Source organism: Nocardioides baculatus, from assembly GCF_016735675.1.
GTDB classification, from domain to species: Bacteria; Actinomycetota; Actinomycetes; order Propionibacteriales; family Nocardioidaceae; genus Nocardioides; species Nocardioides baculatus.
Window position 1 is genome coordinate 454578 of sequence record NZ_JAERSG010000002.1, and the last position, 19783, is coordinate 474360.

General features: G+C 71.6%; 19 protein-coding genes. 18 read left to right on the top strand and 1 reads right to left on the bottom strand.

The genetic code is table 11. From position 1 onward, the window contains the following. The first annotated feature begins 11 nt into the window (after nucleotides 1-11). The 13 genes from murG (at nucleotide 12) to JI751_RS07990 (ending at nucleotide 11411) form a co-directional block, all read left to right on the top strand. The gene (gene murG / locus JI751_RS07930; protein ID WP_201935314.1) at nucleotides 12-1091 is read left to right on the top strand and encodes an undecaprenyldiphospho-muramoylpentapeptide beta-N-acetylglucosaminyltransferase; all 1080 of its coding nucleotides are present in this window, start codon (nucleotides 12-14) and stop codon (nucleotides 1089-1091) included. Then, nucleotides 1088-2506: a UDP-N-acetylmuramate--L-alanine ligase gene (gene murC / locus JI751_RS07935; protein WP_201935315.1), complete on the top strand. Its 1419-nt coding sequence runs from the start codon at nucleotides 1088-1090 to the stop codon at nucleotides 2504-2506. The genes murG and murC overlap by 4 nt, the downstream gene beginning before the upstream one ends. Beyond that, entirely contained in the window at nucleotides 2507-3253 is a 747-nt protein-coding gene (locus JI751_RS07940; RefSeq protein ID WP_201935316.1) for a cell division protein FtsQ/DivIB, read from the top strand. 313 nt (nucleotides 3254-3566) lie between these two features. Next, nucleotides 3567-4823 (top strand): cell division protein FtsZ, encoded by a 1257-nt coding sequence (gene ftsZ / locus JI751_RS07945; protein ID WP_236665836.1) that lies wholly within the window; start codon nucleotides 3567-3569, stop codon nucleotides 4821-4823. Nucleotides 4824-4827: 4 nt separating this feature from the next. Next, on the top strand, nucleotides 4828-5523 hold the full coding sequence (locus JI751_RS07950; protein ID WP_201935318.1) for a purine nucleoside phosphorylase YfiH/LACC1 family protein: 696 nt from the start codon (nucleotides 4828-4830) through the stop codon (nucleotides 5521-5523). Beyond that, a complete protein-coding gene (locus tag JI751_RS07955) occupies nucleotides 5520-6221 on the top strand; it encodes a YggS family pyridoxal phosphate-dependent enzyme (protein ID WP_201935319.1) in 702 nt (233 codons plus the stop codon). The genes JI751_RS07950 and JI751_RS07955 overlap by 4 nt, the downstream gene beginning before the upstream one ends. A 61-nt stretch (nucleotides 6222-6282) precedes the next feature. Beyond that, nucleotides 6283-6768: a cell division protein SepF gene (locus JI751_RS07960; protein ID WP_201935320.1), complete on the top strand. Its 486-nt coding sequence runs from the start codon at nucleotides 6283-6285 to the stop codon at nucleotides 6766-6768. Nucleotides 6769-6782: 14 nt separating this feature from the next. Continuing rightward, the gene (locus JI751_RS07965) at nucleotides 6783-7079 is read left to right on the top strand and encodes a YggT family protein (RefSeq protein ID WP_201935321.1); all 297 of its coding nucleotides are present in this window, start codon (nucleotides 6783-6785) and stop codon (nucleotides 7077-7079) included. 136 nt (nucleotides 7080-7215) lie between these two features. Next, nucleotides 7216-7956 carry a DivIVA domain-containing protein gene (locus JI751_RS07970; RefSeq protein ID WP_201935323.1) on the top strand — a complete coding sequence of 247 codons (741 nt, stop codon included), beginning with the start codon at nucleotides 7216-7218 and terminating at the stop codon, nucleotides 7954-7956. 166 nt (nucleotides 7957-8122) lie between these two features. Continuing rightward, a complete protein-coding gene (locus JI751_RS20920) occupies nucleotides 8123-9193 on the top strand; it encodes a TraR/DksA family transcriptional regulator (protein WP_236665837.1) in 1071 nt (356 codons plus the stop codon). A 56-nt stretch (nucleotides 9194-9249) separates the two neighbouring features. Continuing rightward, complete coding sequence (gene lspA, locus JI751_RS07980) at nucleotides 9250-9747, top strand: signal peptidase II (RefSeq protein ID WP_307813996.1); 498 nt, start codon at nucleotides 9250-9252, stop codon at nucleotides 9745-9747. A 10-nt stretch (nucleotides 9748-9757) separates the two neighbouring features. After that, nucleotides 9758-10696 (top strand): RluA family pseudouridine synthase, encoded by a 939-nt coding sequence (locus JI751_RS07985; RefSeq protein ID WP_201935328.1) that lies wholly within the window; start codon nucleotides 9758-9760, stop codon nucleotides 10694-10696. A 4-nt stretch (nucleotides 10697-10700) separates the two neighbouring features. Then, the gene (locus tag JI751_RS07990) at nucleotides 10701-11411 is read left to right on the top strand and encodes a GNAT family N-acetyltransferase (RefSeq protein ID WP_201935329.1); all 711 of its coding nucleotides are present in this window, start codon (nucleotides 10701-10703) and stop codon (nucleotides 11409-11411) included. 54 nt (nucleotides 11412-11465) lie between these two features. Here JI751_RS07990 and JI751_RS07995 read toward each other — a convergent pair whose 3' ends face one another. Then, on the bottom strand, nucleotides 11466-12608 hold the full coding sequence (locus JI751_RS07995) for a ThuA domain-containing protein (protein WP_201935330.1): 1143 nt from the start codon (nucleotides 12606-12608) through the stop codon (nucleotides 11466-11468). A 105-nt stretch (nucleotides 12609-12713) separates the two neighbouring features. Here JI751_RS07995 and JI751_RS08000 point away from each other — a divergent pair, with 105 nt between their 5' ends. The 5 genes from JI751_RS08000 (at nucleotide 12714) to JI751_RS08020 (ending at nucleotide 19766) form a co-directional block, all read left to right on the top strand. Next, complete coding sequence (locus JI751_RS08000; RefSeq protein WP_201935331.1) at nucleotides 12714-13871, top strand: ROK family transcriptional regulator; 1158 nt, start codon at nucleotides 12714-12716, stop codon at nucleotides 13869-13871. Then, nucleotides 13868-14395: a DUF6886 family protein gene (locus JI751_RS08005; protein ID WP_201935332.1), complete on the top strand. Its 528-nt coding sequence runs from the start codon at nucleotides 13868-13870 to the stop codon at nucleotides 14393-14395. The genes JI751_RS08000 and JI751_RS08005 overlap by 4 nt, the downstream gene beginning before the upstream one ends. 128 nt (nucleotides 14396-14523) lie before the next feature. Next, nucleotides 14524-15486: a DUF2332 domain-containing protein gene (locus tag JI751_RS08010; protein ID WP_201935333.1), complete on the top strand. Its 963-nt coding sequence runs from the start codon at nucleotides 14524-14526 to the stop codon at nucleotides 15484-15486. 195 nt (nucleotides 15487-15681) lie between these two features. After that, nucleotides 15682-19239 carry a DNA polymerase III subunit alpha gene (gene dnaE, locus JI751_RS08015; protein WP_201935334.1) on the top strand — a complete coding sequence of 1186 codons (3558 nt, stop codon included), beginning with the start codon at nucleotides 15682-15684 and terminating at the stop codon, nucleotides 19237-19239. Then, a complete protein-coding gene (locus JI751_RS08020; RefSeq protein WP_201935335.1) occupies nucleotides 19236-19766 on the top strand; it encodes a hypothetical protein in 531 nt (176 codons plus the stop codon). The genes dnaE and JI751_RS08020 overlap by 4 nt, the downstream gene beginning before the upstream one ends. The last annotated feature ends 17 nt before the right edge of the window (nucleotides 19767-19783 follow it).

The following is a 19783-nucleotide window of genomic DNA, read 5'->3' on the forward strand; positions in this document are numbered from 1 at the left end:
ATTCATCCCTGATGCGCGTACTCCTCGCCGGCGGCGGAACCGCCGGCCACACCTCGCCCCTGCTCGCCACGGCCGACGCCCTGCGACGGCTCGACCTCGCGACGGAGATCACCTGCCTCGGCACGCGTGAGGGCCTGGAGGCGCGGCTCGTCCCGGAGGCCGGCCTGCCCCTCGAGTTCGTCCCGCGCGTGCCCCTGCCGCGACGCCCCGGCCCCGACCTGCTGCGTACGCCGACCCGGTTGCGCGCCGCGCGCGCCGCGGCCCTCGAGGTGGTGGACCGCACGCGTCCCGACGTCGTCGTCGGCTTCGGCGGCTACGTCTCCGTGCCGGCCTACCTCGCCGCCCGCAAGCGCGGGGTGCCGATCGTGGTGCACGAGGGCAACGCGATCCCGGGCATCGCCAACAAGCTCGGCGCCCGGATGACGCGCCACGTCGCGACCAGCTTCCCCGACAGCGACCTGCCCCACGCCGCGTGGACCGGACTGCCGATCCGTCGGCTCATCTCCACGATGGACCGGGCTGCCCTGCGCGCCGAGGCGCTGGACGCCTTCGGGCTCCGCGACGACAGGCCCGTGCTGATGGTCACCGGCGGGTCCCAGGGCGCGGCGCGGATCAACGCGGCCGTCTCCGGCGCCGCCGCCGACCTGGCCGCGGCCGGCGTCCAGGTGCTGCACATCGTCGGTCCCCAGCACGAGCTGAGCGTCGCGTCGGGCGATGTGCCCTACGTCGTGCTGCCCTACGTCGATCGCATGGACCTCGCCTACGCCGCCGCAGACGCGGTGCTCTGCCGGGCCGGCAGCAACACCGTCACCGAGGTGTCCGGCGTGGGCCTGCCCGCGATCTACGTCCCACTGCCCATCGGCAACGGCGAGCAGGCTCTCAACGCCCGCCCCGTCGTCGACGCGGGTGGCGGCCTGCTCGTCGCCGACGCCGCCCTCACACCGGAGTGGGTCGCGGCGAGCGTGCCCGGGCTGCTCACCGACGCCGACCGCCTGGTCGCGATGGGTGCGGCGGCGCAGGGCGTGATCCCGCTCGATGCCGACGACAAGCTCGCCCGGATGATCGTGGACGCCGCAGGGACCGCGTCGTGAGGATCCCCGTCCCCGACGAGATCCTCCCGGCCACCGACCTCGGCCGCGTCCACTGCGTCGGCATCGGTGGCGCCGGCATCTCGGCCATCGCGCGCATCATGGCGCGGCGTGGCATCCCCGTCACCGGCAGCGACGACCACGACACCCCGTTCCTCCCGGCCCTGCGCGAGCTCGGGGTGACCTGCCACCTCGGCTACGACGCCGACCACGTGGGAGATGCCGACACCCTCGTCGTCACCACGGCGGCGCGCGACGACAACCCCGAGGTCCTCGAGGCTCGGCGCCGGGGCCTGAGGATCCTGCCGCGCTCGGCCGGCCTCGCCTCGGTGATGGCGGGCTCGCGGGTGCTGGCCGTGGCCGGCACGCACGGCAAGACGACGACCACCGGGCTGCTCACCTCGGCGCTCCTGGCCGCCGGCACCGATCCGTCGTACGCCGTCGGCGGGGTGCTGACCGCGACCGGTCGCAACGCCGACGCGGGCGGCGACGACCTGTTCGTGGCCGAGGCCGACGAGAGCGACGGCGCCTTCCTCCACTACCGACCGCACGCGGCGATCGTCACCAACGTCGAGGCCGACCACCTCGACAACTGGGGCACCGAGGAGGCCTACCACCGCGCCTTCGAGGACTTCGTCGACACGATCGACCCCGCCGGGTTCGTGGTCTGCGTGCTCGACGATCCCGGCGCCGCCACGCTGGCCGCCGGCGCCCGCGCGCAGGGACGCGACGTCGTCACGGTGGGGGAGTCCGCCGAGGTCGACCTCCGCATCCACGACCTCGCGCTCGACGGGTCCACCTCGACCTGCCGGATCACCCGCGCCGGCACCGACCTCGGCGAGCTGCGGCTGCGGATCCCCGGTCGCCACTACGTCCTCGACGCCGTCGCCGCGCTCGCCATGGGCCTCCGGCTCGGCCTCTCGTTCGAGTCGCTCGCCGAGGGGCTCGGCGGCTTCACCGGCACCGGGCGCCGGATGGAGCTCAAGGGCGAGGCGGCCGACGTCCGCGTCTACGACTCCTACGCGCACCACCCCGTCGAGATCCGCGGCGACCTCGAGGCGGCCCGCGCCCTGGCCGGCGAGGGCCGCGTCGTCGCGGCCTTCCAGCCGCACCTGGTCTCGCGCACCCGGATCTTCGGCGAGGCGATGGGCATCGCCCTCGGTGCCGCCGACGAGGTCGTGGTGCTCGACGTCTACGTCGCGCGCGAGGACCCGGACCCGGAGGTCACGGGCCACCTCGTCGCCCGCGCCGTACCCCTGCCGGCCGAGCACGTGACCTACGTCGACGGCCTCGGCGCCGCCGCGCAGGTGCTCGCGGAGCGCTCGCGCCCCGGCGACCTCGTGATCACCCTCGGTGCCGGCGACATCACCACGGTCGGCCCCCAGGTGCTCGCGCTGCTCCAGCCGGGCGGTGCGTGAGTGGACCGCGAGGAGCGCGCCGAACGGCGCACCCGCCGCCGCTTCGCGCGCCGGCAGTGGGCCCGCCGCTGGGTCTCCCTGCGCTACGTGCTGGCGCTGCTGGTGGTCGTCGCGCTGATCGGTACGTCGATCTGGCTGGTGTTCTTCTCCGCGACCCTCCAGGTCAAGCGGGTCGAGGTCGTCGGCAACCAGCTGCTCAGCGACGGCCGGATCCGCGAGCGCGCCGCCGTACCGCTCGGCGAGCAGCTCGCGCTCGTCGACCTCGGTCGCGCCGACGCGCGCGTCGCGTCGCTGGCGGAGGTCAAGTCCGTCGACGTGGTCCGCACCTGGCCCGACGGCGTACGCATCACGGTGGTCGAGCGCACGGCCGTCGCCGTCGTCGAGCTGGCCGGCACGCTGCGCGGCCTCGACGCCGACGGCGTGGTCTTCCGCGAGTACAAGAACGCTCCGCAGGGGATGCCCCGCGTCCAGGCGGGCGGGTCCGCGGGCACCGACGCGCTCAAGGAGGCCGCGACCGTGGTCTCGGCGCTGCCCGAGGACCTCGCGAGCCGCGTCGACCACGTCGAGGTCGAGACCGTCGACCAGATCACGCTGGTGATGCGCGACAAGCGGCAGGTGCTGTGGGGGAGTGCGGAGGAGTCCGAGCTCAAGGCCGAGGTCGTCGACAAGCTGCTGGCCGCCCAGAAGGCGCCGTACTACGACGTCAGCGTCCCCGGCAACCCGACGTACGCCGCCACCGCTCCCTGACCCCGGCCCGTCGAGGGTGGCGGCACACGACAGGCCGTCGGTCCGTTGAGCTGTCGTGTGCCGCCACCCAGGCCAGCGACGTTGTCGTGTGCCGCCACCCAGGGACCGATCGGACCCGGCGCCGAGAAAACTCCCGCCCGCTGGGCGTGTTGCCACCGCTGCTCGGCTGTCGCTGCCTATGGTCTGTCGAAAGGCGAGGTTGACATAACTATAACCCTCAGGCTGACGGTTAAGGTTCCGCCGCCCGAGGGTGTGGCACCGGATCTCGTTCCTTCCCCAGACACCGAGCAGCAGCACTCCCCGAACTCCATTCATGCAGTCCCCTCAAGGAAGGCCCCGTGCCGTGGCAGCAGCGCAGAACTACCTGGCGATCATCAAGGTCGTGGGCATCGGCGGTGGTGGCGTCAACGCCGTCAACCGCATGATCGAGGTCGGCCTCAAGGGCGTCGAGTTCATCGCGATCAACACCGACGCCCAGGCACTCCTCATGAGCGACGCCGACGTCAAGCTCGACATCGGCCGCGAGCTCACCCGCGGGCTCGGCGCCGGCGCCAACCCCGAGGTGGGCGCCAAGGCCGCCGAGGACCACGCCGACGAGATCGAAGAGGTCATCAAGGGCGCCGACATGGTGTTCGTGACGGCCGGCGAGGGCGGCGGCACCGGCACCGGCGGCGCGCCCGTCGTGGCGCGCATCGCGCGCTCGCTGGGCGCCCTGACCATCGGTGTCGTGACGCGACCGTTCGCCTTCGAGGGCCGGCGCCGCGCCAACTCCGCGGAGGAGGGCATCAGCCAGCTCCGCGAGGAGGTCGACACCCTCATCGTGATCCCCAACGACCGGCTGCTGTCGATCACCGACCGCAGCGTGTCGATCCTCGACGCCTTCAAGCAGGCCGACCAGGTGCTGCTGCAGGGTGTCTCCGGCATCACCGACCTGATCACCACGCCCGGTTTGATCAACCTCGACTTCGCCGACGTGAAGTCCGTGATGGCCAACGCCGGTTCCGCCCTCATGGGCATCGGCTCGGCCCGCGGCGAGGACCGCGCGGTGGCCGCGGCCGAGATGGCCGTCTCGAGCCCGCTGCTCGAGGCGAGCATCGAGGGCGCGCACGGCGTGCTGCTCTCGATCGCCGGTGGCTCCGACCTCGGTCTCTTCGAGATCAACGAGGCCGCCGCGCTGGTGTCGCAGGCCGCGCACGCCGAGGCCAACATCATCTTCGGTGCGACGATCGACGACGCGCTCGGTGACGAGGTGCGGGTGACCGTCATCGCCGCCGGCTTCGACGGTGGGATGCCCAAGCGTCGCTCCGACGGCAACGTCCTGCAGCGGACCCAGCCGGCCCAGACCCAGGAGCAGACGCGGGCCGCCGCCCAGCAGCTCGCGACGAAGGCGGCGACCCCGGCGCCGGCGCGGACCGACGGTGCTCCCGCTCCGACCACGTTCGCCCCGTCGGCGCCGTCGGCGCCGTCGGCGCCGTCCGCCGAGGCTCCCGCTCCGGCGGCCCAGCCCCGCCCGGCGCGGCAGGTCCAGTTCGACGACGACGAGCTCGACGTCCCCGACTTCCTGAAGTGAGCTCGTGACGCTGCTCCACCACCACGATCGGATCGAAGGCGACCTCGTCATCGAGGTCGCCTTCACCGACGTGTCCCTCAGCCTCGGCGACGCGGCCGCGGACGACGTACGCGACGAGGCGCTGCGGCAGGTCGCTGAGGCGACCATGGCCACCCCGGTGCTGATGCACCAGGTGCACGGTGCGGACGCCGCCCTGGTCGCCGGCCGGGATGCGGGTGGGCCGGACACCTGCGATGCCCTCTACACCTCGCAACCCGAGGTCGCGCTGCTGGCCCGTGCCGCCGACTGCGTGCCGGTCCTGCTGGCCGATCCGGACACCGGGTGGATCGCCGCCGTCCATTGCGGACGCCCGGGCCTGGCCGCCGGCGTGGTTCCCGCCACGATCGCGGCGGTGCGCGACGCGGGGGGACACCCGAAGGTCGCGTGGATGGGCCCGCACGTGTGCGGTGCGTGCTACGAGGTGCCGGTCCAGCTGCAGGAGCAGGTCGGTGCGATCGTTCCCGCCTCCCGGTCCACGACGTCCTGGGGGACTCCCGCGCTCGACCTCGGTGCCGGCGTACGCGCGCAGCTCGCGGCGGCCGGCATCACCGACGTCCGGGTCGTCGACGTCTGCACGCGCGAGGACCCCAGCTGGCCGTCCTACCGTCGCGACGGCGCGGCCGCCACCCGGTTCGCCGGCGCGATCTGGAGCCATCCGTGAGCGAGCGCCGCGACGAGATCGCCGCCAACCTCGACGCCGTACGCCGTCGCATCGCTGCTGCCTGTGCGGACGCGGGCCGACGCACCGACGACGTGCGGCTCGTCGTCGTCACCAAGTTCTTCCCCGCCTCCGACGTCCGGCTCCTCGCCGACCTCGGCATCACCGACGTCGGCGAGAACCGCCACCAGGAGGCCGAGGCCAAGGCCGCCGAGTGCGCCGACCTCGGGCTGCGGTGGCACTTCATCGGCGGGCTCCAGTCCAACAAGGCCGCGGCCGTGGCGTCGTACGCCGACGTGGTCGAGTCGGTCGACCGCGCCAAGCTCGTCGGCCCGCTGTCCCGCGGCGCCCACTCCCGCGGCCACGACGTCGACGTCCTGCTCCAGGTCAGCCTCGACCCGCCGGGTGCCGATGGTCGGGCCGGGGCCGACCCCGCGGAGCTCGACGAGCTCGCACGCAGGGTCGACGAGGCGGGGATGCTCCGGCTGCGCGGCCTGATGGCCGTCGCGCCGCTGGGTGGAGACCCCGACGACGCCTTCGCGCGGCTCGCGACGATTCACGCCGACCTCCTCGCGCAGCACCCCGACGCGACGGTGCTGTCCGCCGGGATGAGCGGTGACCTCGAGGCGGCGATCCGGCACGGCGCGACACACCTGCGTGTCGGGTCCGCGGTCCTCGGTCCGAGGCCTCGGGACAAGTAATGTCGACAACAGTTATCAGGCGTCCGATCGAGGTCGCCCTGTCTAGCGGAGGAAGACTCTCATGAGCGGCGCGATGAGGAAGATCGGCGAGTACCTCGGCCTGCTCGAGGACACCGGCCACTACGACGACTACGACGGCGACACGGAGACCTCGACCCACGACGCCGTCGACCAGCGTCCGGTCGTGCGCGACCGACGCCCTGCCCCTGTGTCCGACCTCGCCGAGCGCCGTCGACCGGCCTCGGTCCAGACAGGAGTCGTGGCCGAGTTGAGCCGCATCACCACCCTGCACCCCCGCAACTACAACGAGGCCCGTCTCGTCGGTGAGAACTACCGCGACGGCACCCCCGTGATCATGAACCTCAGCGAGATGGACGACAACGACGCCAAGCGCCTCGTCGACTTCGCTGCCGGCCTCATCTTCGCGACCCGCGGATCGATCGAGCGCGTGACCAACAAGGTCTTCCTCCTGTCCCCGCCCAACGTGGCCATCTCCGCCGAGGACAAGGAGCGGATGGCCGAGGACGGGTTCTTCAACCAGAGCTGAGGCAGTCTTCTCCTGTGTACTACTTCGGCCTGACGCTCTACTACATCCTCTTCATCTTCATCGCGTTGCTCTGGATCCGGTTCATCGTGGACTGGGTCCAGGTCTTCGCGCGTCGGTGGGAGCCGCACGGGCCGCTGCTCGTCGCGCTCGAGGGTGTCTACTCCGCGACCGACCCGCCCATCGTCGCGCTGCGCCGGGTCATCCCGCCGCTGCGCATCGGCTCGGTCGCACTCGACCTGAGCTTCCTGCTGGTGATGGTGACGGCTTGGTTGCTGCTCAACGTCGTCCGTACCGTGTTCAGCCTGGGGTGAGGCGTCCCTACGACGCCCGCTCGCACGACCTGCCCGAACCACCCGCCACACGGGTCACTGTGCTGGTGGAGCCGCCGGGCGCTATTGTCTCTGACAGCCAGAGCCACCGTGATATCGAAGAAAGTTTGGTGACGTCATGCCGCTGACGCCTGAGGACGTGAGCAACAAGCGCTTTACGCCTGTCCGGCTCCGCGAGGGCTACGACATGGGTGAGGTCGACCAGTTCCTCGACGAGGTCGAGGCCGAGCTCGCGCGGCTCACCAAGGACAACGACGACCTGCGGGCCAAGCTGTCCGCGGCGCAGTCCGGTGGTGGCTCCTCGGCGCCCGCGCCGGTGTCGTTCGCCGCTCCCGAGCCGGAGCCCGAGCCGGAGCCCGAGCCGGAGCCGGAGCCCGTCGCAGTGGCGGCCCCCGTCCAGCCCGATCCGCCGGTCCGTACGGTCGCCGACGCGTCCAACGCCGCGGCCCGCCTGCTCGAGATCGCCACGCGCAACGCCGACGAGCTCGTCGAGGACGCCAAGAACGAGGCCGACCGCATCGTCGGTGCCGCCCGCACCAAGGCCGAGCGCCTCGAGGGTGAGTCCAAGTCGAAGGCCGACCGCATGGAGGCCGACGCCCGTCAGCGCTCGCAGATGCTCGACTCGGAGACCGCCGAGCGTCGCCAGCAGATGTTCGGCGACCTCGAGAAGGAGCGCGACAAGCTCAACGGCGACGTGGAGACGCTGCGCCAGTTCGAGCGCGAGTACCGCTCGCGTCTGAAGACCTACTTCACCCAGCAGCTGGAGGCCCTCTCGACGGGCAGCGACAGCCAGGCTCCGGTGGACAGCGGTCAGGGTCCGAAGCGCCTGCGCTCGGTCCTGGGCGACGACGAGGGCTGAGCCTCTCGCCACCACCCGCACCACGCTCGACACGAGGACGGTCACCCATCAGGGTGGCCGTTCTCGCATTTCGGCGAGCCGAGGTTGGCCTGCCCCCTACCAGCGGATACCCTCCCTGCGACTGTGTGGCTCGTGCCACACACCGGAGCAGGGGAGGCCCTCGGACATGGCTGGCACCGCGCGCACGTCACTCGCCGGCGCTGCCGCTGCGGCCGCGAAGCGGGTGATCGGCCGGAAGTCGACGGCGAAGTCCCCAGCGAAGGCCCCTGCGGAGAAGCCCGCGCCCGCCACGAAGGCTCCGGCGAAGAAGGCTCTAGCGAAGAAGGCTCCAGCGAAGAAGGCTCCGGCGAAGAAGGCGGCTTCCGCAGCGAAGGCGCCCGCGAAGAAGGCTCCTGCCAAGAAGGCGCCCGCGAAGAAGGCGGCGCCTGCGGCGAAGGCGCCGGCGAAGAAGACGGCGCCCGCCAAGGCCCCGGCGGCGAAGGCTCCGGCCAAGAAGGCTCCGGCCAAGAAGGCTCCGGCCAAGAAGGCTCCGGCCAAGAAGGCGGCCCCCGCCACGAAGGCTCCGGCGAAGAAGGCTTCGGCCGCGAAGGCTCCCGACCCGAAGGCGCCTGCCAAGAAGGCCCCCGCCAAGAAGGCGCCCGCCAAGAAGGCCCCCGCCAAGAAGGCCCCCGCCAGCAAGGCTCCGGCCAAGAAGGCGGCCCCCGCCACGAAGGCTCCGGCGAAGAAGGCTGCAGCCACGAAGACCCCGGCCGCCCAGGCCACCACGACCGTTCCTGCGAAGAAGGCATCCTCCGTGACCAACTCGGCACCCGCGAAGAAGGCAGCACCCCGCAAGGCGACCCCCGCGAAGCTCGTCGTCCTCGAGGGCGAGGACGCCTGGACGCGCAGCGAGCTCAACGAGGTCGTCAAGGAGCTCAACGAGCACCGTGAGCGCCTCAACGTCTCGATCGGGGAGGCCGAGGAGGAGCTGGCGCGGCTGATGCGCGACGCCGGCGACGGTGCCGGGCACGACCAGGCCGACGTCGGGGCGACGAGCTTCGAGCGCGACCACGAGCTCACCGTGCTGGCACGGGAGCGCGAGACGCTCGACCAGCTCGACCGCGCCCTCGCGCACATCGACGACGGCACCTACGGCGTCTGCGACTCCTGCGGCAACCCCATCGGGAAGAATCGGTTGATGGCGGTGCCGCATGCCACACTGTGCATGTCATGCAAGCAGCGCGAGGAGCGTCGCTGAACTCCAGCGACTCGGCCGATCACGGCCCGTCCCGACGGCGCCCCGACGCGCGTCTCGTGTTCGCGGCGATCGCCGTGGTGGCGTACGTCGCCGACCTGGGGTCGAAGCAATGGGCACTGTCCGCGCTGGTCGACGGTGACAAGCCGCTGATCGGTGACTGGTTCACCCTCCACCTGACCTTCAACCCGGGTGCGGCCTTCAGCACGGGCACCGACTTCACCATCGTTTTCACGGCCCTCGCCGTGGTCGCGGTGGTCGTGGTGCTGTGGCTCAGCCGCCGCGTCCGCAGCTCGGTATGGGCGCTCGCGCTCGGCCTGCTGCTGGGCGGTGTCTCGGGCAACCTCACCGACCGCCTGGTGCGCGACCCCGAGCCGCTGCACGGCCACGTCGTCGACTTCCTCATGCTGCCCAACTGGCCGGTCTTCAACATCGCCGACATCTGCATCAACGTCGCGGCCGGGCTGATCATCCTGCAGACCTTCCGGGGTGTGGCGCTCGACGGGAGCCGCGACGCGGACGACCGTTCCGACGCCGCCTCCGCGACGCAGCCGTGAGCGCCCGCCGATGAGCAGCCACACCGACCAGCGCACCGTCTTCGTCCCCGAGGGGCTGGCGGGGGAGCGCGTCGACGCCGCGATGGCGCGGATGTTCGGGTTCTCGCGCACCAAGGCGGCCGACCTGATCTCGCAGGGCCTCGTGCAGGTCGACGGTGCCTCGGTCGGCAAGAGCGACCGGGTCCACGGCGGGGCGATGCTCGACGTGACCATCCCCGCCGAGCGCGACCCGCTCGAGGTCAGGGCGGAGATCGTCGAGGGGATCCGGATCATCCACGACGACGACGCGATCGTGGTGATCGACAAGCCGGTCGGCGTCGCCGTGCACCCCTCGCCGGGCTGGAAGGGGCCGACGGTCGTCGGTCACCTCGCCGGTGCCGGCTACCGGATCTCGACGTCCGGCGCGAAGGAGCGCGAGGGCATCGTCCAGCGCCTCGACGTCGGCACGTCCGGCGTCATGGTGATCGCGAAGTCCGAGCACGCCTACTCGGTCCTCAAGAACGCCTTCCGCCACCGCACGGTCGACAAGACCTACCACGCCCTCGTCCAGGGCCACCCCGACCCGCTCGCCGGCACCGTCGACGCCCCGATCGGGCGCCACCCGGCCCACGACTACAAGTTCGCCGTGATGGCCGACGGCCGCCACAGCATCACCCACTACGAGACGCTCGAGGCCCACCGCTTCGCGAGCCTGCTCGAGATCCACCTCGAGACCGGGCGCACCCACCAGATCCGCGTGCACATGAGCGCCCTCAAGCACCCGTGCGTCGGCGACCTCACCTACGGCGCCGACCCGACCCTCGCCGCTCGCGTCGGCCTCCAGCGCCAGTGGCTGCACGCCATGCGCCTCGGCTTCGAGCACCCGGAGTCGGGAGACCACGTCATCTACGAGTCGACCTACCCCGACGACCTCGCCCACGCGCTCGATGCCATTCGGGATGAACACTGACGAGATGAACGCTGACGGCCTGACGCTGCGCCCGGCCACCTCCGCCGACCTGACCCAGATCGCGGAGGTCCACCTCGCGTCACGCCACGGCGCGGGCACGGCGTTCCCGCCGCCCGTCCACGCTGACGCGGAGGCCTACGCCTGGGTCGCGAGCTGGGACCTGACGGCGTACGACGTCTGGGTGGCCACCGACGGCGAGCAGGTCGCCGGCTACGCCCGGTGCACGCCGACGTGGCTCGACGACCTCTACGTCCGTCCCGAGCACCAGGGTCGCGGTGTGGGCGCAGCCCTCTTCGACGTGGTGACCTCGCTGCGGCCCGACGGCTTCTGCCTCTGGGTCTTCGAGTCCAACCTGCCTGCGCGCGCGTTCTACCGGAGTCGGGGCTGCCTCGAGCTCGAGCGCACCGACGGAGCGGGCAACGAGGAGAAGGCGCCCGACATCCGGGTCGCCTGGCCCGGCCCCGTCCCGCTTGCCTTCCTGCGTGCGCTGATCGACGAGGCCGACCTCGTGCTCGGCGACGTGCTCGCGCGACGTACGGCGCTCACCCGCGCGGTCCAGTCGGTGAAGCCGTCGGGGGAGCGCGATCCCGACCGCGAGGCGGAGATCGCCCGCCGGGTCGCGGCGGTGGCGCCCGAGCTCGGCGAGGAGCGGGTCGCGCGCATCGTCGACGTGATCATCACCGAGTCCCTGGGGTCTCTGGACCCGTCAGGCTGACGTACGACCGGCCACGCCCCTGCGAGCGTGGCCGGTCGGTGGTGCGTCGGTCGGTCAGAACCCGACGAGGCCCCGCTGCCACACGGCGAGGTCGTCGATCTTGGCGACCAGCGTCTTGTCCTGCAGCCCGTGGGCCTTGCCCCGGGCCTGCTCCAGGATGCGCGCGGCCCGGGCGTGGTCGCCCGCGTCGGCTGCCGCCTGCGCGGCCGCGAGGTAGTCAGCCACGTCACCGCTGAGCTTCACCTGGCGGTTGCCCCCGGTGCCGAGGCCGGAGTTGATCTTCTCGACCTCGGGGAAGGTGATGCAGTTGCCGCCGCCCTCGACGACGCCCGCGGTCCACTCGATGCCGCCGAGCAGGTGCCCGAGGAACAGCGGGTCGGCATAGGAGGACTCGACGTGGCCGGCGCCCTCGTACCAGGAGCGACCGCCCTCGAAGTTGTGGCACCAGGCGATCGGGTGGTCAGCACCCATCCGGCCGCTGCCCGGGTTGTAGGTCGACTCGTCCAGCGTGAGCAGCACGTGCACGTCGGGGCGCGGGTTGGCGGTGAAGTTGTACCACTCGTCGAAGCGGATCCATTCCTTCGGCAGCATCGTCGTCGACGGGTGCGTCGGGCTCTCGACGCGCATGGTCGCGGTCTGCTGCTGGGGGTGGTTGCGGAACCGGGCCGAGCCGCCTGTCAGTCGGCTGAACCACGGCACGGCGTGCATCTCGTCGGTCGCCGCGTGGAGGCCGACGAAGCCACCGCCCTGGCGGATGTAGCCCTGGAACGCCGCCAGCTCGGCGTCGTCGAGCGTGCGCGGAAGGGCGGTGTTGCCGCTGTTGGTCCCGTCGACGGGCGAGGCGAACATGATCGTGGCGTACTGCGAGAGCGCCTCGGTGCTGGTGAACGGCGTCGAGGGCAGCGTCAGGGCGGGCTGGCCGGCAGACTTCCCGGGGATCGGCGGGTCCCACACGTCGACGGTGAAGCCGTTCTCCTCGCCGAGCTTGATCACGGCGTTCGTGGTCTCGTCGATGTGCGAGTGGCGGAAGCCGTAGGTCTTGGCGACGACGAGCACCTTGTAGGGCGCCGCCGCCGACGCGGTGGCCGCACCGGCTACGGCGTCGGGCTCGGCGCCGGCGGGGGCGAACGTCGCCCCGCCCAGCAGGAGCGCACCGGCGCCGAGGCCGGTGGCGAGGAGGGTGAGCGGTCTGTTCATGGGAAGCCTTCCGAGAAATTGTTTGGGACCAGAACAAATTGGGGGACGAGTCGCACGTTAGGTGACGTACGTCACTTCGGTCAACGGCTCTGCAAGGATCGTGCGGTGAGCTCCTCGCCCGGATCCGGCAGCCCTGCGGCGCCCGCACGACTGGGCGCCACGACGTCGGCCGTACGCCAGCACAACCTCGCGACGCTCTTGGAGCGGCTGCACCGACGCGGACCGGCGTCGCGCTCCGAGCTCGGCGCCGGCACCGGGATCAGCCGCTCGACCGTCGCCGACCTGGTGCAGGAGCTGGTCGCCCGCGGCCTCGCCTCGGAGGAGGGCAATGCCGCCCGCAGCGGCCCGGGTCGTCCGTCACCCGTCGTGTCCGTCCGGCCCGAGGGTGCGGTCGTCCTCGCCGCGGAGCTCGGCGTGGACTCGATCACCGTTGCCGCGGTCGGGCTGGGCGGCACCCTGCTCGGCGAGGCGCAGGAGGACGTGGGCCGAGCGCGGCGGACGCCCGAGGCGACCCTCGGCCAGGTGGCCCGGGCGCTGCGGTCGCTCGCGGAGCAGGTTGCGCACGGCACCGTCGCCGGTGTGGGCGTCGCCGTGCCCGGCCTGGTGAGGAGGTCCGACGGGTTCGTCCACCTCGCCCCCAACCTCGGCTGGCGTGACGTTGCGGTCGGGGCGCTGCTGGCCGACCAGATGGGCCAGCCCACGACTCCCGTCCTGGTCGCCAACGAGGCGGACCTCGGGGCCCTCGGCGAGCACCGGCGCGGTGCCGGCCAGGGTCACGACAACCTCGTCTTCGTCTCCGGTGGGGTCGGCATCGGGGCGGGACTCATCCTGGGCGGACGACCGATGCTCGGGTCCGCCGGCTACGCGGGCGAGGCGGGCCACATGCTCGTCAATCCGTCCGGTCGTCCGTGCTCCTGCGGCAAGGTCGGCTGTTGGGAGACCGAGGCAGGGGAGGCGACACTCCTCGGTGGAGCGGGCGGGACGATCGACCCTGCGGCCGCGCGGTGGATCGGTGTCGGCGTGGGCAACCTGGTCAACCTGCTCAACCCCGACGTCGTCGTCCTCGGCGGTTGCTACGGACCGATCTTCGACCAGCTCGTCCCGCACGTCACCCAGGGCGTGGCCTCCCGGGCGCTGGGCCAGAGCCGGGCGGTGGCGCAGATCGTGCCCAGTGCACTCGGCCCAGCCGCACAGCTCCACGGCGCCGCCGAGCTCTGCCTGGCCGAGACGCTCGCGAACCCGACCGTCCGTCGCCGAGGATGAGCGGACTGCCGGCACCCGGCGAGGTCCTGCACTTCAGCGAGGACCCGTCGATCCACGCGTTCGTGCCGCACGTGGCCGCCACCGCGCAGCAGCCGGAGGCCTACGTCTGGACCGTCGACGCCCTCAACAGCCCGTGCTACTGGTTCCCGCGGCAGTGCCCGCGCGTGTGCTCGTGGGACGCCTCGGACGAGGACCAGCCGCGCGTCCACGCCGTCGAGGAGCGCTGGCTGTCCACGATGCGCCGGACCCTGCTCTTCGCCTACCGGTTCGACGCGAACGACTTCGCGCCGTTCGGCGAGCGGCCGCACGCCCACGTGGCCACCCGTCCGGTCGAGCCGCTCGGCCCGCCGGTCGCGGTCGGCGACCTGGTCGCACTGCACGAGCAGCACGGCATCGAGCTGCGCGTGCTGCCGGAGCTGGAGCCCTGGTTCACCGAGGTGCGCGAGCGCGGCCTGGAGTTCTCCGGCATCCGGATGGGCAACGCCGGCATCGGCCCGGGCGGGCCCTTCCCGACCCGCCGCTGACCCGGTGTCGCGATCCCCGGTTACCCGGGGAAACTGGAGGTTCCCGTGCGAAGTTTCGCGGGCAAGGCTCCAGTTTCCCCGGGTAACCGGGGAAACCGACCGCGCCCACCACGAGGCAGGATGGCCGCATGCTGCTGTACGACGACGTGATCGAGGAGTACCGCGACTTCGCGACGTACGCCGCCGGCGACTCGCCGTGCTTCGAGGCGTGGGCGCTGGGGGTCGCCGCGGACCCCGAGGTGCTGGCGTGGCTCGGCACGCTGCCGCCGATCAAGCGGCAGCCCAACCTGGTGTTCGCCGCCGCCCGCTGGCACGGCGCACCGGCACCCGGGCCGTACGCCGGCCTGCGCCGCGTGCTGCTCGAGCACGAGGCCGAGGTGCGGGCGACCGTGCTGTCGCGGGCGACCCAGACCAACGAGGCGGGGCGGCTCGCCACCCTCACCCCGGTCCTCGCCCTCGTCGGGGGTCCGCTCGCCCTGATCGAGGTCGGCGCGAGCGCCGGGCTGTGCCTCCACCCGGACCGGTACGACTACGCGTGGCCGCCGCTCGGCGAGCTGCGGGGGAGCGGCGGACCGACCCTGACGGCCACCGCGACCGGATCCCTCCCCGTGCCGGTCCGGCACCCGGAGGTCGCCTGGCGCGGAGGGGTCGACCTCAACCCCCTCGACGTCGCGGACGCGGACGCGATGGCCTGGTTGGAGAACCTGGTCTGGCCCGAGCAGGACGAGCGGCGCGAGCGCCTGCGCGCGGCCGTGGAGGTGGCCCGCCGCGAGCCTCCGCTGCTCCGGCGCGGCGACCTCTTCGACCACCTCCCCGCGCTGCTGGAGCAGGCCGCGCCGCACGGCACGCCCGTGGTGTTCCACTCGGCGGTCATCGCCTACCTCGAGGAGCCCGACCGGCGCCGGTTCCACGACCTGATGAGCGGCCTCGTGGCGGAGGGCCGCTGCCGCTGGATCAGCAACGAGGGTCGCCGTGTCCTGCCCGACGTGACCGGCGACGCGGAGGTCCCGTCGGGACGCTTCGTGACCGCGCTGGACGGGGTCCCGGTGGCCTGGAGCCACGGTCACGGCCACGCCCTCGACTGGCTGTGACGAGGGACGGCCGGGAGGCGAAATGCCGGCGAGTGTCCTGTCGGTGGGGCCGTGCACACTGACGTAGGCTGACTGCTCTTCCCCCTCTCCGACTGCACGACCGGTCCGACGAGTCGAGCAGTCAGCAGTCCCGCCAGCCCGTAGACCAGGGCTGGCACCCGTCAGCGACCCACGAAAGGTGCGGAAGTCTCCTCCATGTCGGCCGTTGCCCCTGACAGCTTCGTGCACCTGCACGTCCACACCGAGTACTCCATGCTCGACGGGGCCTCGTTGCTCGACGGCCTCTTCACCCGCACCAGCGAGCTCGGCATGCCGGCGATCGCGATGACCGACCACGGCAACCTCCACGGCGCCTACGACTTCTACAGCAAGGCCCGGCGCCACGGGGTGAAGCCGATCATCGGCATCGAGGCCTACATCACCCCCGGCACGCAGCGCGGCGAGCGTCGCCGGGTGCGCTGGGGGCAGGGCGACCTCGCCGAGGAGGGTGGCAACGACGTCGCGGGCGGCGGCGCCTACACCCACATGACGATGTGGGCCGAGAGCACCGAGGGCATGCGCAACCTCTTCCGGCTCTCGTCGCGCTCCAGCATGGAGGGCTACTTCTACAAGCCCCGCATGGACAAGGAGATCCTCGCCGAGCACAGCGAGGGCATCATCGTCAGCACCGGCTGCCCCAGCGGCGCGATCCAGACGCGGCTGCGCCTCGGCCAGTACGACGAGGCGGTGCGGGAGGCCGGCGAGCTCCAGGACATGTTCGGGCGCGACAGCGTGTTCCTCGAGCTGATGGACCACGGGATCGACATCGAGAAGCGGGTCCGCGACGACCTGCTGCGCCTCGGCAAGCAGATGGGCATCCCGCCGATCGCCACCAATGACTCCCATTACAACAACCCGGAGGACGCCGCCGCCCACGACGCCCTGATCTGCGTCGCCTCCGGCAAGCGGCTCTCCGACACCAACCGCCTCAAGTTCGACGGCGGCGGCTACTACATCAAGTCGGCTGCCGAGATGCGCGAGCTCTGGGCCGACCGCTTCGGCATGCCCGAGGCCTGCGACAACACCCTCGCCATCGCCGAGCGGTGCGAGGTCGAGTTCACCGAGTCCACCGGTGGCTACATGGCCCGCGCCGACGTCCCGGCGGGCGAGACCGAGGACTCGTGGTTCCGCAAGGAGGTCTGGCGCGGCATCGAGGCCCGCTACCCCGGCGAGCGGCTCGACCAGGAGGTGCGCGACCGGGTCGAGATGGAGCTGGCGATCATCTCCCAGAAGGGCTATTGCGGCTACTACCTCGTGGTCGCCGACTTCATCAACTGGGCCAAGGACAACGGCATCCGCGTCGGTCCCGGCCGCGGGTCGGGTGCCGGCTCCATCGCGGCCTACGCGCTGCGCATCACCGACCTGTGCCCCCTCGAGCACGGCCTGTTCTTCGAGCGGTTCCTCAACCCCGAGCGCCCCTCGATGCCCGACTTCGACATCGACTTCGACGACGCCCGTCGTGGTGAGGTCATCAACTACGTCAGCGACAAGTACGGCGCCGAGCGCGTCGCGCAGATCGCGACGTTCGGCCGGCTCAAGGCGAAGGCCGCGATCAAGGACGCCGCCCGCGTGCTCGACCACGGCTTCGCGATCGGCGACCGGATCACCAAGGCCTACCCGGCCGACGTGATGGGCAAGGGTGTCGCGCTCAAGGACATCTTCAACCCCGACCACAAGCGCTACCGCGACGGCGGCGAGTTCCGTGCGCTGCACGAGCAGGACCCCGACGTCCGCACGATCTACGAGACAGCGGTCGGCCTCGAGGGCCAGATCCGCAACTGGGGCGTGCACGCGGCCGGCGTGATCATGTCGAGCGAGCCGCTGATCGACATCGTCCCGATCATGTCCCGTCCGCAGGACGGAGCGGTGATCACCCAGTTCGACTACCCGATGTGCGAGTCGCTCGGGCTGGTCAAGATGGACTTCCTCGGTCTGTCCAACCTCCGCATCCTCGACGACGCGATCGCCAACATCAAGGTCAACCGTGACGAGACGGTCGTCCTGGAGGAGCTCGGGTTCGACGACCGGGCGACCTACGAGCTGATGGGACGCGGCGACACGCTGGGCGTCTTCCAGCTCGACGGCTCGGGCATGCGCTCCCTGCTCCGCTCGCTGCAGCCCGACGCGTTCGCCGACATCACCGCGGTCTCCGCGCTCTACCGACCGGGCCCGATGGGCGCCGACTCGCACAACAAGTACGCCCGCCGCAAGAACGGTCGCGAGCCGATCGAGCCGATCCACCCGGCTCTCGCCGAGGCGCTCGAGCCGGTGCTCGGGGAGACCTACGGCCTGATCGTCTACCAGGAGCAGGTGATGGCCATCGCCCAGGTGCTGGCCGGCTTCACCCTGGGTGCCGCCGACAACCTGCGTCGCGCGATGGGCAAGAAGAAGAAGGAGGAGCTCGACAAGCAGTACGCCGGCTTCCAGGCCGGCATGCTCGAGCGCAGCTTCCCGCAGGTCGCGATCGACAAGCTGTGGGAGATCCTGCTCCCGTTCTCCGACTACGCCTTCAACAAGTCGCACTCCGCCGCCTACGGCGTCATCACCTACTGGACCGCCTACCTCAAGGCCAACTACCGGACCGAGTACATGGCCGCCCTCCTGACGTCGGTGAAGGACGACAAGGACAAGATGGCGATCTACCTCAACGAGTGCCGCCGGATGAAGATCCAGGTGCTGCCGCCGGACGTCAACGAGTCCCACGCCGACTTCACCCCGGTGGGCAACGACATCCGCTTCGGCCTCACCGCCGTGCGCAACGTCGGCCACAACGTCGTCGCCGGCATCGTCGCGGCACGCGAGGAGAAGGGCCGCTACGTCGACTTCAACGACTTCATGGAGAAGGTCCCCGCGCTGGTCTGCAACAAGCGCGTCGTGGAGTCGCTGATCAAGGCCGGCGCCTTCGACGACATGAAGCACCGGCGCCGCGCCCTCGCCGCCGTGCACGAGACGGCCGTCGACCAGTTCGTCGACCTCAAGAAGAACGAGGCGATCGGCCAGGACTCGCTCTTCGGCGGCCTCAGCGAGGACGACGCCGGCTTCGGCGTGAGCGTGACGATCCCCGACATCGACGACTGGGACAAGATGACCCTGCTCGGGCACGAGCGGGAGATGCTCGGCCTCTACGTCTCCGACCACCCGTTGCTCGGCCTCGAGCACGTGCTGTCCCAGGGCACCGACTGCACGATCGGCCAGCTGCTGCTCGACGAGGAGCGTGCCCACGGCTCGACCTTGACGGTCAGCGGCCTGGTCACCTCGGTGCAGCGCAAGATCACCAAGCGGGGTGACCCGTGGGCGACGATCACGCTCGAGGACCTCGACGGCGCCATCGAGGTGCTGCTGTTCCCGAGCGCCTACACCCTGGCCTCGACGCTCCTGGTCGAGGACGCGATCGTCCGGATCAAGGGCCAGCTGTCCCGCGACAAGGAACAGCCCGAGCTGCGCGCCCAGGAGGTCACGGCACCCGACCTGACGCACGGGCCCACGGGCCCCGTCGTGATCAGCCTGCCGTCCACGCGCTGCACGCCGCCGGTCGTGGCCCAGCTGCGCGACGTCCTCGGCACCCACCCGGGCATGACCGAGGTGCAGCTGCGGCTGCTGACCCGCAGCTCCACCAAGGTGCTGCGCCTCGACGACAACCTGCGCGTCACCCCGAGCCCGGCGCTCTTCGCCGACCTCAAGCAGCTGCTGGGTCCCGGATGCCTGACCGGATGAGCGGATCCCGGTCCGTGCTCACGCACCTGGCGCTGACGGTGGTGGGCTTCCTGGTCGCCGGCGCCGCGGGTGGGCTGCTGTGGGAGCGGCTGTCCGACCCCACGGCAGGCCTGACCTACGACAACCAGTGGTACCTCGAGCCCGCCGGTCCCGACGTCGCCTTCCAGTCCGTCGCGCTCTTCGTGGTGATCGCCTTCCCGCTCGGCGTCGTCCTCGCGTCCGTGGCCGCGCTGTGGCGCGACGGCGAGATGGCCACCGTCCTCACCGTGCTCGTCGCCGCCGCGGCCGCCGGCCTCGTGATGTACGCCGTCGGCACCTCGCTCGGTCCGCCCGACCCGCAGGTCCTGGCCGCGGGCAGCCCCGACTACACACCTCTTCCGGGCGGCCTCGGCCTGACCGCCCCCGACCGCGGCCGTACACCCTGGATGTCGACCGCCCTGGCCGCCTTCCCGGCGGGTGCGATGACTGGTCTGGTCGGGATGTTTCTCTTCGGCACACAGGGGTTGGCGCGGCGCTCGCGTGGGTAGGCTGAGCGCGACCACAA